A 14355-nucleotide genomic window follows, 5' to 3' on the forward strand; every position below is an offset into this window, starting at 1 on the left:
AATAAACAACAAAAACAACCTATAAAAGATGCGTATTTACACCTATTTTGCCTTGGCTTTATCAGTAATTGCGGTTACTTCTTGTAACTCATCAGAATATAAATTTAAGTTAGATACTTCTAAAAAAACTACTTTAGGACAAAAAGCAAGTATCAAATTTGAGCAAGTCGCAGGTCAAAAAATAGATTCTGTACAATTATTCATCAATAAAAAACGGGTAAATAAAACCCAAACAAACATCGAAATTAATACCGCTGATTTTGGCGTAGGAAAACACTCCGTTACTGCACTAGCTTTTTATCCTCATAAATCAACAAAAATTACCAATAGTATTGAAGTTTTAGCCAAAAATGCGCCTAATGTATATTCCTATAAAATTGTAAATACATATCCACACGATAAAAATGCATACACGCAAGGTTTGGAATTTAAAAATGGTTTTTTATACGAAACTACAGGGCGAAGAGGTGAATCTTCTTTGCGAAAAGTTGCTTTAAAAACAGGAGAAGTTCTTCAAAAAATCGATTTAGATAAAAAATATTTTGGTGAAGGAATGACTATTTTTAATCAAAAAATTTATTGGCTGACTTGGCAAGCTCGCAAAGGTTTTATCTATGATTTGGAAACTTTTAAGCAACTTGGCGAATTTAAATATGAAAATAGCAATCAAGGTTGGGGATTAACCCACAATAATACAGAATTAATAAAATCGGACGGGACTAATAAAATTTGGTTTTTAAATACTGATAATCAGCAAGAAAAAAGAAGTATTCAAGTATATACCAACAAATATTCAGTAGATAATTTGAATGAAATTGAACTAATAAATGGGAAAATTTACGCCAATAAATGGCAACAAAACTCTATTTTAATTATCAATCCTGAAACAGGTGTTGTCGAAGGCGTAGCGAATTTAAACGGCTTAAGAGATATTGTTGCAAAAAATCAAACACTAGATCCAAACGATGATGTTTTAAACGGAATTGCTTTTGATACAGAAAATAATCGCTTGTTTGTTACTGGAAAACATTGGGACAAATTATTTGAAATCGAGCTGATTAAACAATAATATTTTGTAAATATTATTGTTTAATTATTTATGTTGCTGTTTTTATTCTGAATATTTTTATTGTAAATATGTATGAAAAATACGTTTCTTTTTTTAGTGTTAATTTCAATAATTACGATTAGTTTATCTTGTCGAAAAGATTTTAATACGGTGGCTAATTTTGGAAAATTAGAATTTTCTAGCGATACTATTTTTTTAGACACGATTTTTTCAAAAATTGGCTCGGCAACCTACAATTTAAAAGTGTATAATCGGAGTAATAAAGCCATTACAATTCCTGAAATAAAGTTAGAAAATGGAAATACGTCTAAATATCGACTAAATGTTGATGGAGAATCAGGTAAAAACTTTAGTAATATTGATATTTTAGCCAAAGATAGTCTGTTTATTTTTGTAGAAACGACAGTAGATGTTAGCACAGTTATCAATCCATTATACACCGATAAAATTTTATTTGATAACGGAAATCAGCAACAAAATGTAAATTTAGTAACCTTAATACAAGATGCTCATTTATTGTTTCCGCCTAAAAAAAATACTGCTATAATTCCTGCGGTACGAAACATTACTTTTGATAATGAAAACATCAAAATACAGGCACGTTTTTTAACGGATTCGGAGTTAAATTTCACCGCTGAAAAACCCTATGTTATTTATGGATATATGGCAGTTCCAACGGGGAAAACATTACATATTGACGCAGGTTCAAACATTTATTTTCATAAAAATTCTGGGTTACTTATTGGTGATAACGCAAGTTTGAAAATCAACGGAACACTCGATAAAAAAGTCACTTTTCAAGGCGATAGATTAGCACATATGTATAATGAAATCCCTGGACAATGGGGCTGTATTTGGCTTGGTGCTGGAAGTTTGAAAAATGAGATTCATCACGCAATTATAAAAAATGGAAGCATTGGTCTTTTAGTCGATGCCGTTGCGAATGAAAATCCTGCATTACAGCTTGAAAATACCGAAATTTATAATCATTCTAATTATGGAATTTTAGCCAGAAACACGCATCTTAAAGCAGCAAATTTAGTTATTGGTAATGCTGGAAAATCTTCATTAGCTTGTATTGCTGGCGGAAATTATAGCTTTACACATAGTACATTTGCCAATTATTGGAATAATAGTTTACGTCAAAACCCGACGGTTTTAATTAGCAATTATCAAGAAGTAATTCAAGAAAATCAGCAAGAAAATCAGAAAAAAAAGACAGATTTATATAATTTATATTCGGCTAATTTTGTCAATTGTATTATCGAAGGAAATGGCAGTCGTGAATTTATTACCGATAAAAAAGGAGACTATATTTTTAAATATGCCGTTGAAAATTCAATGCTTCGATTCTATAATTTTGATACTTCTGTAAATTCATCAAGCAATTATAAAAATATTATTTTAAACGGTACGCCTGATTTTAAAGCAATGTATTCAAATAATTTCAGTATCGGAGAATATTCTGATGCCATTCATAAAGCTAAAAAAACAGCGATTTCTAAGGATATTTTAGGCGTTTCAAGAAATACAACTCCTGATATTGGTGCGTATCAACATATCATATTTGATGAAAAATAAACTTATATATTAAAAAGTTAAAAAGCCTGTTTCATGTAAATTTATACAAACTTCATGAAAACAGGCTTTTTTAAAATACTATTTTTAGATACTTATTTTTAACTTTATAAAAAATTTAAATTTTATAAAGAAGCGGAATATTCTAATAAATCAACAATTTTAGTGGCGTATCCGAATTCATTATCATACCAAGAAATGATTTTAAAAAATTGTTCATTCAGTTCCATACTTGCCGATGCGTCAATAACTGATATTCTCGGTTCTGACACAAAATCTTGAGAAACTACGGCATCTTCGGTATATCCGATAATTCCTTTAAATTCATTTTCTGATGCTTTTTTGAAAGTTTCCATAATTTTTTTTAGCGACGTTTTTTGAGCAGTTTTAAACGTCAAATCGATTAGAGAAACATCTGCTACAGGAACTCGAATTGCCATTGCGGTTAATTTTCCTTTCATCTCTGGAATTACTTTTACCAACGCACTTCCTGCGCCTGTGGATGTTGGAATAATATTATTTATTGCCGAACGTCCTCTTCGCCATTTTTTATTAAAACCATCAACGGCATTTTGTGTAGCAGTTGCGGCGTGAACCGTGGTCATAATTCCTTCGGTTAAACCATAGGTATCATTAATGATTTTAACTACGGGCGCTAAACAGTTTGTAGTACAAGAAGCGTTTGAAAACACAAGCTCATCGGCTTTTAAATTCTGATGATTTACACCCATTACATACATATTTGCATCTTTAGAAGGTGCTGAAATAATTACTTTTTTTGCACCTCCTTTTATATGTAAACTTGCTTTATCTTTATCGGTAAATAAACCTGTTGCTTCCAAAATATAGTCTGCTCCTACTTCATCCCATTTTAAATTCTCAGGATTTTTATCCCCAGTAATTCTGATAACTTGTTCATTTACGACTAGATTTCCATCTTTTACGCTTACTTCGCCCTCAAAACGACCGTGTACAGAATCATATTTTAACAAATAAGCCAAATACTCGACATCTAACAAATCATTAATGGCAACAACTTGCACATTTTTTCTTTTCATCGCAGTTCGGAATGCTAACCTCCCTATTCTACCAAATCCGTTAATTCCTACTTTTATCATTATTTAACTATTTAATATCTATTTTTTTTATCTTTTGTCTTAAATTTTTTGCTTAAATTTTCAATTTAGATTTCTTATTATGTCGTCATAATATCAGAAACTCTTAAAAGTTCCATATTGATAGTATTATGCCCTTTTATTGCTTTTTCTAAATTGGTGGTCGCTACTTTATTATTTTGCAATCCGACCATAAAATTCGTTTTTCCATCGAGTAATAATTCTACGGCTTTTACGCCTAACCTGCTGGCTAAAACTCGATCAAAACAACTTGGCGAACCGCCTCTTTGCATGTGTCCTAAAACCGATACACGTACTTCATATTCGGGCATATTTTGCTCAACATAATCGGCTAATTCAAACACATTTTTACCTGTTTTATCTCCTTCGGATACCACAACAATACTAGAAGATTTTCCTGTTCTTCGGCTTTTCTTTAAGGATTCGAGCATTCGTTCTAATCCTAAATTTTCTTCAGGAATTAAAATTTCTTCTGCTCCTGCTCCAACACCTGCATTTAAGGCGATAAACCCTGCATCTCTTCCCATAACTTCGACAAAAAACAAGCGATTATGTGAAGAAGCGGTATCTCTAATTTTATCAATTGCTTCCACGGCGGTATTTAAGGCGGTATCATAACCGATGGTATGACTTGTTCCAAAAATATCATTATCAATTGTTCCAGGGATTCCGATAATTGGAAAATTAAATTCTTTACCAAAAAGAACCGCTCCTGTAAAAGAGCCATCACCACCGATAACAATTAGGGCATCGACTTTATTTTCTAATAATTTCTGATGCGCTTTTTTGCGTCCTTCTTTGGTTCTAAAATCATTGGAACGAGCTGTTTTTAGAATTGTTCCTCCTTTATTGATAATATTATTGACACTTCTAGCGGTAAAAGGCACTAAATCTCCTTCTATCAAACCTTGATATCCTCTATAAATTCCCATACATTCTGCACGATAATATGCACAGGTTCTTACAACTGACCTAATTGCAGCATTCATTCCTGGAGCATCTCCTCCAGAGGTCATCACGGCTATTTTTTTTATTTTTCCCATAAAGCTAGTTTCAAATTTACTCATTTTTGCGGATTTTTGATGATTTTTAGTAATTTTATTGAAATTTAACGTATCATATTATTTAACTACATTTAGCCCTTTCAAAAATGATTTTAAAAACACACAATGACATTAACCACGCTTGATTACACAATTATTATCGGATTTTTCATTATTTCATTACTGATAGGTATTTGGGCATCAAAATCCGCAGGAAAAAGCAGTGCTGATTTCTTTTTATCAGGAAGAAATATGCCTTGGTGGTTGTTGGGAGTTTCGATGGTTGCTACGACTTTCGCCGCCGATACACCTGGGTTAGTTACCGAATTAGTTCGTAAAAATGGTGTTTCAGGAAATTGGGTTTGGTGGGCAATGTTGCTCACAGGAATGTTGACCGTATTTTTTTATGCGAAGTTATGGAGAAAATCAGGAATTACTACCGATTTAGAATTTTATGAATTGCGCTATTCGGGTAAAATCGCAGGATTTTTAAGAGGATTTCGAGCCATTTATTTAGGCGTAATTTTTAATATAATTACCATGGCAGGAGTTTGTTTGGCGGGTGCAAAAATCGCCAATATTTTATTGGGAATTTCACAAACAGAAATGTTACTTTATTCGTCTATTATTGTGGTTGTTTATTCCTCTTTAGGCGGATTAAAAGGCGTTTTACTTACCGATTTTGTACAATTTATACTTGCGATGATTGGTTCAGTTTGGGCAACAGTTTATATTGTAAATATGCCTGAAATAAACGGTTTATCGAATTTATTAAGCCACCCGAATGTCAGTGGAAAATTAAATATGTTGCCTGATTTTTCAAATACAGAATCATTAATTACCTTATTTATCATTCCGTTTGCCGTGCAATGGTGGAGTACTTGGTATCCAGGCGCAGAGCCTGGTGGCGGTGGATATATCGCTCAAAGAATGCTCGCTGCTAAAGATGAAAAAAATGCAACGTGGGCAACTTTATTTTTCAATTTCGCACACTATGCCTTGCGTCCTTGGCCGTGGATTATTGTCGGATTAGCTTCATTAATAATTTTCCCAAGTTTAGAAAGTATGAATCAAGCTTTTCCAAATTTATCCGAAGAAATGCAAGGACACGACGTTGGATACGCCGCCATGATGACCTATTTACCCGCAGGTTTATTAGGAATTGTTTTAACGTCTTTAATTGCCGCTTTTATGAGTACGATTTCTACCCAATTAAATTGGGGAAGTTCCTATGTTGTCAATGATTTTTACAGCCGTTTTATCAATAAAAATGCATCCGAAAAACAAAAAGTAGTCGTTGGTCGAATTTCTACCGTCGTTTTAATGATCTGTGCCGCTTTATTTTCATTTTATTTGCAATCGGCAAAAGATGTGTTCGATTTATTATTGCAAATCGGCGCGGGAACTGGTTTGTTATTTATTTTAAGATGGTTTTGGAGCAGAATTAATCCGTATAGCGAAATTGCAGCAATGGTAATTTCATTCATAATTGCAGGTTTCTTTTTTATCAATAGAAAATTAGAAAATCCATTTTTTGAAATCGCAGGATATTGGGAATTAATTATTGGCGTTGTAATCACCACTTTTGGATGGATTTTAACCACACTTTTAACAAAACCAACCGATGCAAAAACCATCAAAAAATTTGAAGATTTAATCTTTGAAAGCGAAGATAAATTCAAAAACATTGGCGTAAAAATTGTCGGTTTTATTACAGGAACAATCGGTGTTTATAGTTTCTTATTTGCCACAGGAAATTGGATTTATGGCAAAACAATTCTAGCATCTGTATTAACAATAATAACCTTACTTTGTGTTTTTATATTACTGAAAATTTGGAAACGTATTTCGTAATAAAAACATCAAAAAAACTTAACTAAAAATAAATGAAACCAGATTTAAAGAAAATTTTCTCAGACTATTTTACCGAAATAGCAACCCTACTTCCTAACGTTATAACCGCAATTATCATTTTAATAATTGCTGTTTTTATCGCTAGAATAACCACTAAAATCATCGAAAAAACAACCGAAGAAAAATGGAAAGACAAACTATTAGCTAACTTTTTTTCTCAAGGAATAAAATGGGCTATTTATTTATTTGGAATCCTATCCGCCTTTAGCGTAATGGGATTTGCCAATATTGCAAGCACCATTTTCGCAGGAGCTGGTGTAGGGGCTATTATTTTTGGTTTTGCCTTTAAAGATATTGGCGAAAATTTTATTTCAGGAATCATTTTAGCCGTAAAACCGCCTTTTGATATTGGAGATATTATTGAAGTTCAAGGAAATAAAGGAACTGTTAAACAACTCAATTTGCGAATGACACACTTACGTAATTCTGATGGAAAAGATATTTATGTTCCTAATTCTTATCTGCTAAAAAATGCGCTAGTTAATTATACAAAAGATGGACTTTTAAGAGTTAATTTCAGCATCGGTATTGCTCCTGAATGCGATATCGAAACCACTAGAAAACTTATTTTAAACTATTTAACAAATCAAAAAGATGTTTTAAAAACACCCGAATTTAAAGTTACCGTGCAAGAATTAGCCGAATATACAACCAATATTCAAGTGCATTTTTGGATTGATTTATTAAAAAATAAAGAACTTGCAGAACATTATCTTGGAAATACCATCCGAGGAAAAATATTAACAGAAATAAAAGAAATTTTAGACCAAAATAATATCGAAATGCCTTCGCAAGTAATTGAACATAAAATGTATCAAAAAAATACCATTCAAGTTACAAAGACAAATATCTAAAAAATAAGCAATTTACCTATTAAAAGCTGTGCCTTCTGAACAAAGCACAGCTTTACAAATTATTGATTATGATATTGAAAATCCCTATTAAAATAACACTTCCAAAGGCATAACCAACGTATTTTCCTGCGGATGTTGCTCCTTTGAAATACGTAATTCCTAATTTTACCAACATATTACTCAATGTTGCCACAATTATTACTGAAGATGCCAATGATAATTTATCATTATTTAATGAAAATTTTGCCATACTAATTGTAATTGCATCGGTATCAGCTAATCCTGCAATAAATGCCGAATAATACAATCCTGCTTCCCCGAAGAATTGATTACTGTAAAAAACAGCAAAAAGAATCAGCAAATAAATAACACCAAACCCAAGGGCATTTAAAAAATTTAAAGGATTCCCCAATTTAATATTCGTATTCGGATGATGATTATCTTTTCGAATTAAAATAAAAGTTGCCACCACACACACCAACGTTAAAAGCGTAAAAGGAATGACAATATGTTTAAAAATCTGATGATTAAAAAGATACGAAACAAAGGCTAACCTTGGAAACATAATCGCTGAAGCAATGATAATACCAGCACTATATTTTTTTGATAATTCAGGTGTTTCTTTACTTCTTGATGCATAATTCCAAGCAACAGCAGTACTCGAGATAAGTCCGCCGAGAATTGCCGTTATAATAATTCCTTTTTTAGATCCTACAAATTTTACCAGAAAATAACCAATAAAATTTATAAACGATACAATAACAACAATCGCTCCTATTTCAAAAAGATTGATTAAATTATTTGGTCCAAAATTTTTATTCGGTAAAAAAGGAAGTATCAATAATGCCATTATTGAAAACTTAATAAAAGCAAAAAGTTCTTCGGAAGTAATATTGCTAATAACAGCTCTAAACTTAGTTTTTAAAGACAATAATGTAACGATAATCACCGCAGTAGAAACGGCTTCTCGATACAAGGTTACCGAAACCATTACACCTAAAATACAGGTTGCCATTAATGCTAAATTAGTGGTAAGTCCTTGCCCATATTCTTCTTTTTCTGGTGAAAAATGATACAAAGCTAAGAATAAAATAAAACATCCCAAGCCAATAATCACTAACCACGGCGAAAATTCAGAGGCTAAACTTCCTAACGAAAAACCAATAATACTAACAATCGGAAAGGTTCGAATTCCTGCAAAACCTTTTTCTTGAATTCTATCAAATTCTCTTTCCAATCCGATGATAAGTCCTAAACCTGTGGCAATTAAAATACCAAGCATATAAGGACCTAAAAACTCTATAAAACCGTATGATGTTTCCATATTTGAAGTAAAAATCAGCATAAAAAAATGCCTAAATTAAAGTTTCCAAATATAGAAATCATTTTATAAAAAACAGTGAAAAGAAGTATCCTAAAATAGCCAAAAGCCTTGAAAATTATTTCAAGGCTTTTTTATAACACGCTATGATTTCTTGTACTTTTTCACTTTGGTAAACCGTTGGATATAAAAAACTTATAAGCTGATGCGCTTCATAATCAATAGCTAACGCATTTTTTAAATGTGTTAAACCATAGGCTTGCTTATCTAAAATCATAAATAAACCACACAAACGATACTCGATTTCAGCAAAATTAGTATATGTTTTTTTGGCTTTAATAAGTATTTTTAATGCCTGATCAAACTCACCTAAAAACAATAAAACATCTGCTAAATCGGTATAAAGCACCATTTCATCATCACCCAATTCGATACAAGTATAAAATGCCGTTACCGCTTCTTCATAAAAATTTAATTTCAAATTTATGCTTGCACATTTCTTCCAATAAGAAACATTTTCTGCGTCAATTTCGATGGCTTTTTTTACGTAATACAATGCTTTTTGAAAATCTTCTGCATCAAAATAAACGTTTGTTAACAATATCCACGCTTTATCAAATGAAGCATCTTCTTTTACCGCTTTCTTATAAAAATTAATCGCCGTCATAGGATTATTTAATTGTTGATAACAACCCCCTATTTTCATGTATATAAACGCCGTAGGATCATCTAATTCTAAGGCTATCTTATAATTTTTCACGGCTTCTTCGTACCTGTTTAAATCTTCTAAAGTTTGTGCTTTTTCTAAATATCCACCAATAAATTCTTCATCGATTAATACCGAATAATCAAAAGATCTTAAGGCTTCTTTATGCATTCCAATTTCAGAATATTGTCTTCCTAATTGATGCCAAGCCACTTCACAATAGGGGTTTTTATTGATATAGTTATTCAGAAATTGTATGGCTTCAATGTGGCTTTCCTCCATATCGAAACAATACACGATATTATATAATGATGAAAAATCTTCGTAATCAACTTCTAAACATTTTTCAAAATTTAAACGGGCATTTTCATAATCATCTAAATATAAAAATTCCATTCCTAACATCGACCAAATATCAGCAGGATCTTCCACGAATTTTAACGAATCATGCAATACCACAATAGCTTGTTCATGCTTTTCTTCTTTGGATAAAATCAATGCTTTTTGAATAAAAACCTCATCATTATAAGGAACTAATGCTTCAATATCTTTTAACATTTTAGATGCCTGTACTAACTCATCTTCAAGCACTAAAATTTCAACTTTCATTAATTTTAATTGAATAGAAGATGGATGCTGTTCCAAACCTAATACAACCGCTTTTTTAGCCAAAGAATACTTCGAGATGGTTAAATAATGTTCAATAATAGTTTCAAACTCAACGGCATCAAAAAAATAGACATCGTTGGTTTTTAACATAGATTCAAATTTTGATATCGACATAAAATCTTTATTTGATTATAGTTAAATATACTATATTAGAATCAATAATCAACAATTATTTAGTTTATTTTTTAAATTTTTATAAACAAGAATCGATAACAAATCAATAAGAAATCAAGTAATTTCTTTAAAAGAAAACAAAATATTCGTTATATTTGGAAGGATGTTTTTAAACAACATTAATTATAACTAAAAAAAAAATCATGAGTAAATTTGACGAAAAAGTAGAATTGTACAAGAAATTTATGGATGATAGAAATCTTCCCGTAAATCTTGAGTTATTAACCGCTGTAACCAAAGGCTTAGGACCTTCGATTTACAAAAAAGATGCAGAAACAGTATCTGGTAGCGATCCTAAAGAATTATTAACCGTTAAAAATAATTTTTTAATCAAGAAATTAGGTTTAGCTGATTCACCAGCATTAGACAAAGCAATTGATGAAGTGATGGAAGAAATAGGACGTTCAGAACGAAGTAAATATCGTGCCGTAGTTTACTATTTATTAGCAAAGAAATTCAACAAAGAAGACGTGTACGGATTATAAACTTCACTACAAATCTTACATTTTTTATAAAAAGTGATTAACTTTTATAAAAAATCATAAATAAAAGTCTTGTATTAATTTTAATACAAGACTTTTTCTATTTTAGCCACCAACAAATAAATTAAATTTATGTCGCAGTTTATTAGTGTTTTTGATATGCTTAAAATTGGCGTAGGTCCTTCTAGCTCACACACTTTAGGTCCTTGGAGAGGCGCGCAACAATGGATTGAAAAATTAAAAGAAACTGATATTTTTGATGTTATTGATGGCATCAAAATAGATTTATACGGTTCTTTATCGCTTACAGGAATAGGACACGCTACCGATTTGGCCGTTTTATTAGGATTAAGCGGTACCGATCCAGAATACATTCCTGTAGAGGATATTGAAACTATCATCAATAAAATAAAAGAAACCAATAAATTACACTTTAACGCAGAAAAAAATATTAATTTTTCTGTTGAAAATGTTGTTTTTAATAAAGATTTTTTACCCTTTCATTCCAACGGATTTATTTTTAGAGGTTTTTGTAAAGGAAAAGAAATTTCTACAGAAACCTATTATTCTATCGGAGGTGGTTTTGTGATTCAGGAAGAATTAGAAATTCCTTTAGAAACAGAAATAAACAAAAAAAATTTTCCGTATCCAATAAATAGAGCTACCGAATTGGAGTATTATTGCGAAAAAGAAGACAAAACTATTTCTGAGATTGTATATCAAAATGAACTGGTTTTAAAAACTGCTTCAGAGATTGATTTCGAGTTAAAACGTGTGTGGGATACCATGCTTGAATGTATGTATATCGGTTGTCATACGGGCGGTATTTTACCTGGCGGATTAAACGTAAAACGTAGAGCTTTTGGTACGCATCAAAAATTAATAAAAGACGCTACTTACACCAACGAACAAGAATGGATTACTGCTATTAGAAGCACGGAAGTCAAATTTCGTGAAATCTTGAAATGGGTAAGCTGTTTGGCATTATCGGTAAACGAAGTAAATGCGGCATTAGGAAGAGTTGTAACCGCTCCAACTAATGGAAGTGCGGGAGTAATTCCTGCGGTTTTAATGTATTATTTAGTGATTGAAAATCATGATGCCGATTTTGAACACGTAAAAAAATTCTTATTAGTTGCGGGAGAAATCGGAAGTATTTTTAAGAAAAATGCGACTATTTCAGCAGCAATGGGCGGTTGTCAGGCAGAAATTGGCGTTTCATCAGCAATGGCGGCGGCGGCACTTACCGAACTTTTAGGCGGAACTCCTGCACAATGTTTAGTGGCAGCGGAAATCGCCATGGAACATCACTTAGGATTAACCTGCGATCCTATTGGCGGTTTGGTGCAAATCCCGTGTATTGAACGTAATGCAATGGGCGCAATTAAGGCAATTAATGCCGCTGAATTAGCTTTAGAAACGAATCCTAAAGAATCGTTAGTTCCGTTGGATAAAGTAATCGATACCATGTGGCAAACCGCAAAAGATATGCATCGAAATTATAAAGAAACATCCGAAGGAGGTTTAGCAATTACTGTCGGTTTAGCAGATTGTTAAAATAATAAATTAAATCATTAGAGCCTTTAAATTTCATCTGAAAAAAATATAGTTGCAAAAAATGACGGCAAGGGGTTAAAACCCCTTGTTAAAAAGAGCTAAAATTACAAAAAAAGCTAAAAAATGTAGCAAATCAGGATGAGAAACTGAACTAAAATCCCTTTGACGCATTTTTATTTTTAAAACAAGGGGTTTTAACCCCTTGCCATACTATTTTGATGTTACAAAAAATTTTGGAATAAAATTTAAACAGGCTCTTATAATTACTTAATAATGATTTAATTTATTTAATCGTTATTTTTTTTCCTAAAAATTTCGGTTGCACATTACATAAAATATCAACAAAAACTTTTACTCGGGCTAAATATTCTCTTAATCGAACTTTTAGCCCATATTTTCCAGAAACATCTTTAGCATTAAATCCGATTGCTTTTACTCCAAAATGATTGGCTAAATAAAGTGCTCTTTCATTATGAAATTTTTGAGAAATAATAGTAATATCGGTTTGCCCAAAGACCTCTTTTACTCTTACTACAGAATCTAAAGTTCGAAAACCTGCGTAATCTAAAAAGATTTTATCCTCAGGAATCCCCGCTTTTATCAAATCATTTTTAAAAGTAGTTGGTTCGTCATATGTTTTGGAACTGTTATCGCCACTTATCACGATAAACGTTATTTTTTGTGCTTTATATAATGATACTACTGCCCTAATCCGAAAGGTATAATATAGATTTACACGTCCATTTGTTAAATATTTTCCCGTCCCTAAAACAAGCCCAACCTTACGCTTTGGAATTTCTTTTGTACTTGTATAAGTGTTATTTTTCGCATTATTTTCTACTAAAAAATTACAGACAAAAATGAGACCGAGTATAAAAACCGTTAATAAAGCGATTATTTTGAGTATTTTAACGAGATTATACATTATTAAAATAAATTAATTTTTAAGGTTTTTTTAATTTCTGATATACGAAACAAGATATTTATCTTGTAAAATACAACTCCGTTTCTGTGGACATTTCTTCTGAAAAAGCATAGTTATCAACATTAAAAGCTTTTAATTCATTGATTGTTTTTACATCATTTTCGATGATATAACGCACCATTAAACCGCGTGCTTTTTTAGCAAAAGTCATGATAGTTTTATATTCACCATTTTTAAAATCTTTAAAAACAGGCGTTATCATCGGAACTTTTAATAGTTTTTTTGGCAAGGCTTTAAAATATTCTAAACTCGCTAAATTGACTAATAACTCTCCCTCTTCTAATTCATCATTTAACGAATTTACTAAGCTATCATTCCAAAATTTATATAAGTTTTCGGTTTCGCCGACTTTCAATTTCGTTCCCATTTCCAAACGATATGGCTGTATTAAATCCAACGGTTTTAACAAACCATATAATCCTGATAAAATTCGAAGATTGTTTTGTAAGGTTGGTATTTTTTCTTCGGATAATGAATTTACATCAATCCCTTTAAAAACGGCTCCTGTAAAAGAATAAATTGCCTGTTTTGCATTTTCTAAATTGAAAGGCGGTTGCCAATCTTGGTTTCTTTGATAATTTAAGATTGCTAAAGCATCCGAAATTTTCATTAAATCGCTTAATTGCTGTGAAGAAAGTGTTTTTAATTGCTGATTTAATTTTGTTGACTGTTCTAAAAAACGTGGTTGCGAATATAATTTTGTAGAAGCTTTTGTTTCAAAATCTAAGGACTTTGCTGGCGATATAATTATTTTCATTCAAAAAAGTTTTTTAAGTAGTTTCTGATCTTATTTTGATGTAAAAATAAGACGCTATTTTAAAAGATAAAATTAATTATGATACTTTAAATCAATATGAATATTAGAAA

General features: G+C 31.3%; 12 protein-coding genes. 6 read left to right on the forward strand and 6 right to left on the reverse strand.

Annotated features, from left to right (window positions below):
* Window positions 1-28 precede the first annotated feature (28 nt).
* Both L0U72_RS06665 and L0U72_RS06670 read left to right on the forward strand, forming a co-directional pair.
* Window positions 29-1069: a glutaminyl-peptide cyclotransferase gene (locus tag L0U72_RS06665; protein WP_101916587.1), complete on the forward strand. Its 1041-nt coding sequence runs from the start codon at window positions 29-31 to the stop codon at window positions 1067-1069.
* 72 nt (window positions 1070-1141) lie between these two features.
* On the forward strand, window positions 1142-2650 hold the full coding sequence (locus L0U72_RS06670) for a hypothetical protein (RefSeq protein ID WP_233898729.1): 1509 nt from the start codon (window positions 1142-1144) through the stop codon (window positions 2648-2650).
* 122 nt (window positions 2651-2772) lie between these two features.
* Here L0U72_RS06670 and gap read toward each other — a convergent pair whose 3' ends face one another.
* Window positions 2773-3765, reverse strand: coding sequence for a type I glyceraldehyde-3-phosphate dehydrogenase (gene gap / locus L0U72_RS06675; protein WP_233898730.1), 993 nt, complete (start codon window positions 3763-3765; stop codon window positions 2773-2775).
* Between the two features lie 77 nt (window positions 3766-3842).
* Entirely contained in the window at window positions 3843-4826 is a 984-nt protein-coding gene (gene pfkA, locus L0U72_RS06680) for a 6-phosphofructokinase (RefSeq protein WP_101916590.1), read from the reverse strand.
* A gap of 126 nt (window positions 4827-4952) precedes the next feature.
* Between pfkA and L0U72_RS06685 the strand changes: the two genes are divergently transcribed.
* On the forward strand, window positions 4953-6680 hold the full coding sequence (locus L0U72_RS06685) for a sodium:solute symporter family protein (RefSeq protein ID WP_233898731.1): 1728 nt from the start codon (window positions 4953-4955) through the stop codon (window positions 6678-6680).
* A 32-nt stretch (window positions 6681-6712) separates the two neighbouring features.
* Entirely contained in the window at window positions 6713-7594 is an 882-nt protein-coding gene (locus tag L0U72_RS06690; protein ID WP_101916592.1) for a mechanosensitive ion channel family protein, read from the forward strand.
* Window positions 7595-7646: 52 nt separating this feature from the next.
* Here the strand turns inward: L0U72_RS06690 and L0U72_RS06695 are convergent, their stop codons facing one another.
* Together L0U72_RS06695 and L0U72_RS06700 are read right to left on the reverse strand one after the other, a co-directional pair.
* Window positions 7647-8918 carry an MgtC/SapB family protein gene (locus L0U72_RS06695; protein ID WP_233898732.1) on the reverse strand — a complete coding sequence of 424 codons (1272 nt, stop codon included), beginning with the start codon at window positions 8916-8918 and terminating at the stop codon, window positions 7647-7649.
* 115 nt (window positions 8919-9033) lie between these two features.
* Window positions 9034-10404, reverse strand: a complete 1371-nt coding sequence (locus tag L0U72_RS06700) for a tetratricopeptide repeat protein (RefSeq protein WP_101916594.1) — start codon at window positions 10402-10404, stop codon at window positions 9034-9036.
* Window positions 10405-10607: 203 nt separating this feature from the next.
* On the opposite strand from L0U72_RS06700, the gene L0U72_RS06705 reads away from it, so the two are divergent.
* Together L0U72_RS06705 and L0U72_RS06710 are read left to right on the forward strand one after the other, a co-directional pair.
* Complete coding sequence (locus L0U72_RS06705) at window positions 10608-10949, forward strand: DUF2853 family protein (protein ID WP_101916595.1); 342 nt, start codon at window positions 10608-10610, stop codon at window positions 10947-10949.
* Between the two features lie 129 nt (window positions 10950-11078).
* Window positions 11079-12503, forward strand: a complete 1425-nt coding sequence (locus tag L0U72_RS06710; RefSeq protein ID WP_233898733.1) for an L-serine ammonia-lyase — start codon at window positions 11079-11081, stop codon at window positions 12501-12503.
* 283 nt (window positions 12504-12786) lie between these two features.
* On the opposite strand, the gene L0U72_RS06715 is transcribed toward L0U72_RS06710, so the two are convergent.
* Both L0U72_RS06715 and yaaA read right to left on the reverse strand, forming a co-directional pair.
* Complete coding sequence (locus tag L0U72_RS06715) at window positions 12787-13428, reverse strand: SanA/YdcF family protein (RefSeq protein WP_233897425.1); 642 nt, start codon at window positions 13426-13428, stop codon at window positions 12787-12789.
* Between the two features lie 58 nt (window positions 13429-13486).
* Window positions 13487-14245 (reverse strand): peroxide stress protein YaaA, encoded by a 759-nt coding sequence (gene yaaA, locus L0U72_RS06720; protein ID WP_233898734.1) that lies wholly within the window; start codon window positions 14243-14245, stop codon window positions 13487-13489.
* Between the last annotated feature and the right edge of the window lie 110 nt (window positions 14246-14355).

Source organism: Tenacibaculum piscium, assembly GCF_021390755.1.
In the GTDB taxonomy this organism is placed as follows: domain Bacteria; phylum Bacteroidota; class Bacteroidia; order Flavobacteriales; family Flavobacteriaceae; genus Polaribacter; species Polaribacter piscius.

What these genes read in the sequence shown, in the direction of transcription:
- L0U72_RS06705 (WP_101916595.1), top strand. Translation starts at nt 10,608, where the DNA reads ATGAGTAAATTTGACGAAAAAGTAGAATTGTACAAGAAATTTATGGAT.
- L0U72_RS06700 (WP_101916594.1), bottom strand. Translation starts at nt 10,404, where the DNA reads ATGTCGATATCAAAATTTGAATCTATGTTAAAAACCAACGATGTCTAT.
- L0U72_RS06695 (WP_233898732.1), bottom strand. Translation starts at nt 8,918, where the DNA reads ATGGAAACATCATACGGTTTTATAGAGTTTTTAGGTCCTTATATGCTT.
- pfkA (WP_101916590.1), bottom strand. Translation starts at nt 4,826, where the DNA reads ATGGGAAAAATAAAAAAAATAGCCGTGATGACCTCTGGAGGAGATGCT.
- L0U72_RS06685 (WP_233898731.1), top strand. Translation starts at nt 4,953, where the DNA reads ATGACATTAACCACGCTTGATTACACAATTATTATCGGATTTTTCATT.
- L0U72_RS06690 (WP_101916592.1), top strand. Translation starts at nt 6,713, where the DNA reads ATGAAACCAGATTTAAAGAAAATTTTCTCAGACTATTTTACCGAAATA.
- L0U72_RS06670 (WP_233898729.1), top strand. Translation starts at nt 1,142, where the DNA reads ATGAAAAATACGTTTCTTTTTTTAGTGTTAATTTCAATAATTACGATT.
- L0U72_RS06715 (WP_233897425.1), bottom strand. Translation starts at nt 13,428, where the DNA reads ATGTATAATCTCGTTAAAATACTCAAAATAATCGCTTTATTAACGGTT.
- L0U72_RS06665 (WP_101916587.1), top strand. Translation starts at nt 29, where the DNA reads ATGCGTATTTACACCTATTTTGCCTTGGCTTTATCAGTAATTGCGGTT.
- gap (WP_233898730.1), bottom strand. Translation starts at nt 3,765, where the DNA reads ATGATAAAAGTAGGAATTAACGGATTTGGTAGAATAGGGAGGTTAGCA.
- yaaA (WP_233898734.1), bottom strand. Translation starts at nt 14,245, where the DNA reads ATGAAAATAATTATATCGCCAGCAAAGTCCTTAGATTTTGAAACAAAA.
- L0U72_RS06710 (WP_233898733.1), top strand. Translation starts at nt 11,079, where the DNA reads ATGTCGCAGTTTATTAGTGTTTTTGATATGCTTAAAATTGGCGTAGGT.